This is a genomic window from Mycobacterium sp. NAZ190054 (genome assembly GCF_001545925.1).
Taxonomy (GTDB): Bacteria; Actinomycetota; Actinomycetes; order Mycobacteriales; family Mycobacteriaceae; genus Mycobacterium.
The window spans coordinates 1-6,841 of sequence record NZ_LMVQ01000206.1 but is presented as its reverse complement, the minus strand read 5'-3'; the positions used below and the strand labels follow the sequence as shown (position 1 = coordinate 6,841).

Below are 6,841 nucleotides of genomic sequence, written 5' to 3'. Positions count from 1 at the left end.
CCGGTGGTCGGCATCGACGGCGTGGAGCGGCGCTGGGTGTACCTGCACTACTTCAAGGACGGCCAGCCCTCCATCAACTGGCTGGATCCGTCGTTCGCCGGGATGCGGTTGGTGATCGGCGATGCGCCAGCGCGTGCGCAGCCGGGTCGCCGGACGCGTGCTTCTGGTCGGCGACGCGGCCGGCTACGTCGATGCCCTCACCGGCGAAGGCCTGGGGGTGGCGTTCGCCGCGGCCCGGCTGCTCGTCGAGGCCGTGCTGACCGACCGCCCCGGTGACTACGAGCGGCGGTGGCGTCGCGCCACCCGGCGCTACCGGCTGCTGACCGCCGGGGTGCTGCGCGCCGGGACGTCGCCGCTGCGCCCATTGATCGTGCCTGCCGCCACCGGTGTCCCGCCGGTGTTCACCGCAGTGGTGAACATGCTCGCCGACTGACAGCACGGCCCCGGCCGCGCCGAACGCGTCGTTCACATCCCGGACCCGCACCCGACCCGCACCAGAAACGCGGACACGACACAATGACGGGTCGCTACCGAGTCCACGACCGCAGGAGAGCACGTGACCGATGTCGTCAACCCCGCCCCGGAGGCATCCGCCGAGGTCAACGGCGTGCAGGTAGGGCCGACCGGGCAGACCCGCTCCGGGCTCACCGCCGATGCGCTGCGCGCGGCGGTGAAGGACCACCTGGTGTACTCGATCGCCCGCCCGGCCGCGGTGCTGACCCCCGAGCACTACTACCGCGCGCTGTCGCTGGCGGTGCGCGACCGCATGCAGAAGCGCTGGATGGCCACCACGCAGGACTGGCTGGACCTGTCGGCCAAGGTCACCTGCTACCTGTCCGCGGAGTTCCTGATGGGCCCGCAGCTGGGCAACAACCTGCTCAACCTCGGCATCGAGGACGCCGCGCGCCAGGCCCTGGCCGACCTCGGCCAGGACCTCGACGTGATCCTGGACTGCGAAGGCGAGCCGGGGCTGGGCAACGGCGGGCTGGGCCGGCTGGCCGCGTGCTATCTGGACTCGCTGGCCACGCTGGAGCGGCCGTCGATCGGGTACGGCATCCGCTATGAGTTCGGCATCTTCACCCAGGAGATCGCCGACGGCTGGCAGGTCGAGAAGACCGACAACTGGCTGGTGCACGGCAACCCGTGGGAGATCGACAAACCGGACGCCAGCTATGTCGTCAACTGGGGCGGCCACACCGAGACCTACGAGGACGTCACCGGCAGGCTGCGGGTGCGGTGGGTGCCGCAGCGCGTGCTCAAGGGTGTCTCCTACGACACCCCGGTGCAGGGCTTCGGCGTCAACACCTGCAACACGCTGACGCTGTGGAGTGCCCGGGCGGTCGAGTCGTTCGCGCTGGAGGCGTTCAACACCGGCGACTTCTACAAGGCCGTCGACGAGGAAGTGGTCTCCGAGACGGTGTCGAAGGTGCTGTACCCGAACGACGAGCCCGAGGCCGGCAAGCGGCTGCGGTTGCTGCAGCAGTACTTCTTCGTCACCTGTTCGCTGCAGGACATTCTGAACATCCATCTGCGGCGGGCGCATCTGCCGCTGCGCACGCTGCCCGACAAGTGGGCCATCCAGCTCAACGACACCCATCCGTCGATCGCGGTGGCCGAGCTGATGCGGCTGCTCATCGACGAGCACCAGCTCGGCTGGGACGAGGCGTGGGACCTGACGGTGCGCACGTTCGGTTACACCAACCACACGCTGCTGCCCGAGGCGCTGGAGACGTGGCCGCTGCACATGTTCGGCGAGGCGCTGCCGCGTCATCTGGAGCTGATCTACGAGATCAACGAGCGGTTCCTCGAGGAGGTGCGGACGCGGTTCCCCGGCGACGAGGAGCGGGTGCGCCGGATGTCGCTGATCGGTGAGGACGGCGGCAAGAGCGTGCGGATGGCGCACCTGGCCACCGTCGGCAGCCACGCCGTCAACGGGGTCGCCGCGCTGCACTCCGAGCTGCTCAAGCAGAGCGTGCTGAAGGACTTCTACGAGATGTGGCCGGAGCGGTTCGGCAACGTCACCAACGGGGTCACGCCGCGCCGGTTCCTGGCGCTGTCGAACCCGGGCCTGCGTACGCTGCTCGACGACACCATCGGCCCCGGCTGGCTGACCGACCTGGAGCGACTGCACGGCCTGGAGTCGTTCGTCGACGATCCGGCTTTCCGGACCCGCTGGCGGGAAGTCAAGCGCGCCAACAAGTCCCGGCTGGCCGAATACGTGCACTCGATCACCGGCGTCGAGCTGGACCCGTCGTGGATGTTCGACGTGCAGGTCAAGCGCATCCACGAGTACAAGCGCCAGCACCTGATGGTGCTGCACATCATCGCGCTGTACCACCGGCTCAAGACCAACCCGGGCCTGTCGGTCCCGCCACGGGTGTTCATCTTCGGCGGCAAGGCCGCGCCCGGCTATTTCATGGCCAAACGGATCATCAAGCTGATCACCGCCGTCGCCGACACCGTCAACGCCGACCCGAGCGTCAACCGGTACATGAAGGTGGTGTTCCTGCCGAACTTCAACGTCAAGACCGCGCACCTGGTGTATCCGGCGGCCAACCTCAGCGAGCAGATCTCGACGGCCGGCAAGGAGGCCTCCGGCACCGGGAACATGAAGTTCATGATCAACGGCGCGCTGACGATCGGCACGCTCGACGGCGCCAACGTCGAGATCCGGCAGGAGGCGGGTGCGGAGAACTTCTTCCTGTTCGGGTTGACCGAGAGCCAGGTCGAGAAGGTCAAGGCCGACGGCTACCGCCCGCTGAGTTTCGTCGAGTCGGATCCGGAGTTGGCGGCGGTGCTGGAGCTGATCGCCCGCGGCGAGTTCACCGGCGGCGACACCGAGGTGCTGCGCCCGATCGTCGACAACCTGCTCCACCACGACCCGTTCCTGGTGCTGGCCGACTACCGGTCCTATGTGGACTGCCAGGACGAGGTGTCGCGGGCCTGGCTGGATCGGGACAAGTGGTCGCGGATGTCGATCCGCAACACCGCGCGCAGCGGCAAGTTCTCCTCCGACCGGGCGATCAGGCAGTACTGCGACGAGATCTGGGGCGTGGGCCCGATGTCGGTCGACCTCGACTAGCGATTTCGGCGTACTTGGTCAATCCCACGTTGACCAACTACGCCGAAATCACCCGTAGAGGCCCCGCTCGAGCGCGCGGAGCAGTGTGAGCGCCGACTCGATGTCGTGCTCGTCCGCGCTACCGGCCAGCGCATCGCCGAGTGTCCGTGCCCAGATCTTGCGCACCCGCCCGAGATTTTCGGCGGCGAGTTCGGTGGAGCGCAGCACCGCCTGGCGGCTGTCGGTGGGATCCGGTGACCGCTTGACGAGGCCTTTGGCTTCGAGGTCGCGCAGTGCGCGGCTCATGTTGCTGCGCTGCAGACCGGTCGCGGCGGCGACAACGCTCGGGCCGACGTCGGGATGGTGATCGAGGTAGCGCAGCACGGTCACTTCGGTCGCCGACAGGTCCAGGACGGACGGGTCTGTGACCACCTGGAGTTTGACCGCGCGCGCGACCGTCATCACCAGGTCGGCGAGGTCGGCGAGTTGTTCTGCGGTCGGCTTTCGAGCTTGCACGACACCCACCCTACCTGCTAGTTATATGTTGATAACTATCAAGTGATAACTACTTCGGAGATTCTCATGACCCCGACTGTCGACGCCACGCTACGGCCCGACACCTCAACCCGGATCACCGTCGGGCTTCTCGTCACGCTCGCGCTCCTGTCCGCGGTGGCGCCATTCGCGACCGACCTGTACCTGCCCGCCTTCCCGGCGATGGTCGACGACCTACACACCTCGCCGACTAACGTGCAACTCACCCTCACCGCGTTCCTGCTCGGACTCGCCGTCGGACAGATGGTCTTCGGACCGCTGTCGGATCGCTTCGGCCGGGTGAAGCCGCTGGTGGTCGGTGCCGCGATCTGTGTGCTCGCCAGCCTGGTCGCGGTGCTGGCTCCGACGATCGAGGTGCTCGTCGCCGCCCGGTTGGTCCAGGGGCTGGCCGGTGCGGCCGGCATGGTGATCGGTCGCGCGATCATCTCCGACCTGGCCACCGGACGCGCTGCCGCGCGGGCGTTCAGCCTGATGATGATCGTGGGTGGTGTCGCGCCGATCGCGGCGCCGCTGGCCGGTGGTCTCCTGGTCGAGCCGCTCGGATGGCGTGGCACCCTCGCCGTGATCCTCGTGCTGGTCGTCCTGATGCTCGGCGCGGTGCTCGCCGTCATCCGCGAGACGCACACCGAACAGCGACGGGCCGCCCTGCGCGTCGAGAAGGCCACCGCCGGTTCACCTTTGCGCGATCTGGCGAAGCGTGCCTACCTCGGAAACCTGGTCGCGTTCGGCTTCGCGTTCGCGGTGATGATGGCCTACATCTCCGCATCGCCGTTCATCTACCAGACCATGATGGGGTTGTCCTCGGCTCAGTACGGCGCGATGTTCGGCGCCAACGCGTTCGGGTTGCTGCTCATGAGTGCGGTGAGCGCCAAGCTCGTCTCCCGCCGGGAACCGCGCGCGGTGGCCGGGGTCGGGATGGCCGTCATCTTCGCGTCCGCTGCCGTCGTGCTCGTTCTCGCGGTGCTCGGTGTTGCCACGGGGTGGCTGGCGCTGCCGCTGTTCACCGCGGTCGCCGGGATGGGCCTGATCTTCGGCAACACCACGGCGCTGGCGCTGTCCGCGGCCCCGCGCGCGGCGGGCACCGCGTCGGCGGTTCTCGGTGCGACGCAGTTCCTGCTCGCCGCAGTCGTCTCCCCACTGGTCAGCCTCGGCGGTGAGCTCACCGCGATACCGCTGGGCATCGTGATGGTGTGCAGCGCGACGATCGCCTGCGCGGGTTTCCTCGTCGCACGCCGCCCCTGACCGCCGAACTTGCATTCCAGCAGGCCGTCACTCGGAAAATGCCGTGCTGGATGCAATCTCGGCGTGAGAGGCTGGCGCCATGGTCGATGTCGAGGCGTTCGCCGCCGACGGATTCGTCAAACTCGACGGCGCCGCGCCGCGGGAACTCGCCGACGCCGCCCGTGCGCTGCTGTGGCGCCGACTGCCGGCGGCGCCGGAGGACCCGTCGACCTGGAGCGAGCCGGTGCTGTGGACGGCCGACCTGACCGGCGAGGCACCTTTCGGCGAGATCGCCCGCAACCCGGCGCTGGCCGAGGCGCTCGATCAGATCTGCGGTGACGGCGGCTGGGTGCCGCGCGGCGCGCTCGGCAACATCCCGGTCCGCTTCCCGGTGACCCCGGCGGCCGACGACCGGGGCTGGCACATCGACCTGAACACCGCGCTCCCCGACGGCTCATGGGTCATCACCAACCGTCCGCAGACTCTGCTGGTGCTCACGTTGCTGTCGGAGGTGACGGACCGCGACGCGCCGACGCGGATCCGCGTGGGCTCGCACCGCGACGCCGCCGCCGTCCTCGGCGACGAACCGCTGGACGCGGTGACCGCCGGCGCGCTCGTCGACGCCGCCAGTGCCGATCGCCCGGTCCGCCACGCCACCGGACAGCCCGGCGACATGTACGTCCTGCACCCGCTGACCGTGCACGCCGCCGACGAACACCGCGGCACCACACCGCGATTCATGGCGCAGGGCCCGGTGTTCCTCACCCGCCGAAATGGCATTCCAGCAGGCTCTCACTCGCAAAAGGCCTGACTGGTCGCAATCTCGGCGGGGTCATGAGTCGATAACAAGCCGGTCACCGCCGGCGCGCGCCCTCGGGGCCATACGCCCAGGCGCTGTTAACTTCCCGCGCGTGACGTTCTTCGCGCGCATCGCCGTGGCGGTGCTGCTCGCCGCCGGACTGCTGACGGCCAGCCCAGCGCCGCCGGCGCAGGCATTCTCACGGCCAGGCCTGCCGATCGAACAGCTCGACGTGCCCTCACCGTCGATGGGACGCAACATCCGCGTCGAATTCCAGGGCGGCGGACCGCATTCGGTGCTGCTTCTCGACGGTCTGCGCGCGCAGGACGACTTCAACGGCTGGGACATCAACACCGCCGCGTTCGAGTGGTTCCACGAGTCCGGGGTGTCGGTGATCATGCCGGTCGGCGGCCAGTCCAGTTTCTACGCCGACTGGTACCGGCCGGCCAAGAACAACAACGGCACGCTGACGTACAAGTGGGAGACGTTCCTGACCAACGAGTTGCCGACCTGGCTGGCCGCCAACCGCGGTCAGGATCCGTTCGGCAACGCGGTGGTGGGACTGTCGATGTCAGGGAGCGCGGCGCTCACGATGGCGGCCTACTATCCGCGCCAGTACAAGTTCGCGGCGTCACTGTCCGGCTACCTCGCGCCGTCGCAGAAGTTCTGGCCGACGCTCATCGACATCGCGATGCAGGACGCCGGCGGCTTCGACTCCTTCGACATGTGGGGCAAGCCGGGCTCACCGGCGTGGCTGCGGGCCGACCCCATGCTCAACATCAACCGGCTGGTGGCCAACCGCACCGCGCTGTGGATCTACTGCGGCAACGGGGTCGCGTCGGACCTGGACACCGGCACGGATCTGGGCGTCAGCCTCAGCGCCGGATCTCTGGAGACGATCACCATCGCCACCAACAAGGAGTTCCGCGACAAATATCTGGCCGCGGGCGGGCGCAACGCGGTGTTCAACTTCCCGCCGAACGGCACCCACAGCTGGGGGTACTGGGGTGCGCAGCTGCAGGCCATGAAGGCCGACATCGTCCGGCTGCTGGCACCGCCGCCGCCCCCGCCGCCCCCACCGACCGCGAACTCGCCGCCGCCGAGGTGGTGCGCTCGCTGCCGAAGGCCGCCACGGGCAAGGGCGGCAAGAACGGCAAGGTCGACAGCACCCAGGACCAGCAACAGCAGCAGCAGTAGGGAGCGGC

Annotated in this window: 5 protein-coding genes and 1 pseudogene; 5 read left to right on the top strand and 1 reads right to left on the bottom strand. The window is 68.6% G+C overall.

The genetic code is table 11. The annotated features are described in order from the left end of the window. Window positions 1-121: 121 nt before the first annotated feature. Together ASJ79_RS15510 and ASJ79_RS15505 are read left to right on the top strand one after the other, a co-directional pair. A pseudogene (locus tag ASJ79_RS15510) lies at window positions 122-433 on the top strand (NAD(P)/FAD-dependent oxidoreductase); the annotation flags it as partial. A gap of 123 nt (window positions 434-556) precedes the next feature. Further along, window positions 557-3,082, top strand: a complete 2,526-nt coding sequence (locus tag ASJ79_RS15505; protein WP_067956649.1) for a glycogen/starch/alpha-glucan phosphorylase — start codon at window positions 557-559, stop codon at window positions 3,080-3,082. 48 nt (window positions 3,083-3,130) lie between these two features. On the opposite strand, the gene ASJ79_RS15500 is transcribed toward ASJ79_RS15505, so the two are convergent. Next, the gene (locus ASJ79_RS15500; protein ID WP_156448465.1) at window positions 3,131-3,577 is read right to left on the bottom strand and encodes a MarR family winged helix-turn-helix transcriptional regulator; all 447 of its coding nucleotides are present in this window, start codon (window positions 3,575-3,577) and stop codon (window positions 3,131-3,133) included. A 66-nt stretch (window positions 3,578-3,643) separates the two neighbouring features. Between ASJ79_RS15500 and ASJ79_RS15495 the strand changes: the two genes are divergently transcribed. The 3 genes from ASJ79_RS15495 to ASJ79_RS15485 form a co-directional block, all read left to right on the top strand. Then, window positions 3,644-4,858 (top strand): multidrug effflux MFS transporter, encoded by a 1,215-nt coding sequence (locus ASJ79_RS15495; protein WP_067956646.1) that lies wholly within the window; start codon window positions 3,644-3,646, stop codon window positions 4,856-4,858. Window positions 4,859-4,937: 79 nt separating this feature from the next. Next, entirely contained in the window at window positions 4,938-5,648 is a 711-nt protein-coding gene (locus ASJ79_RS15490; RefSeq protein ID WP_067956645.1) for a phytanoyl-CoA dioxygenase family protein, read from the top strand. A 100-nt stretch (window positions 5,649-5,748) separates the two neighbouring features. Further along, window positions 5,749-6,841 (top strand): esterase family protein (locus ASJ79_RS15485; RefSeq protein ID WP_304439114.1); only part of this gene is annotated, 1,093 nt, incomplete at its 3' end.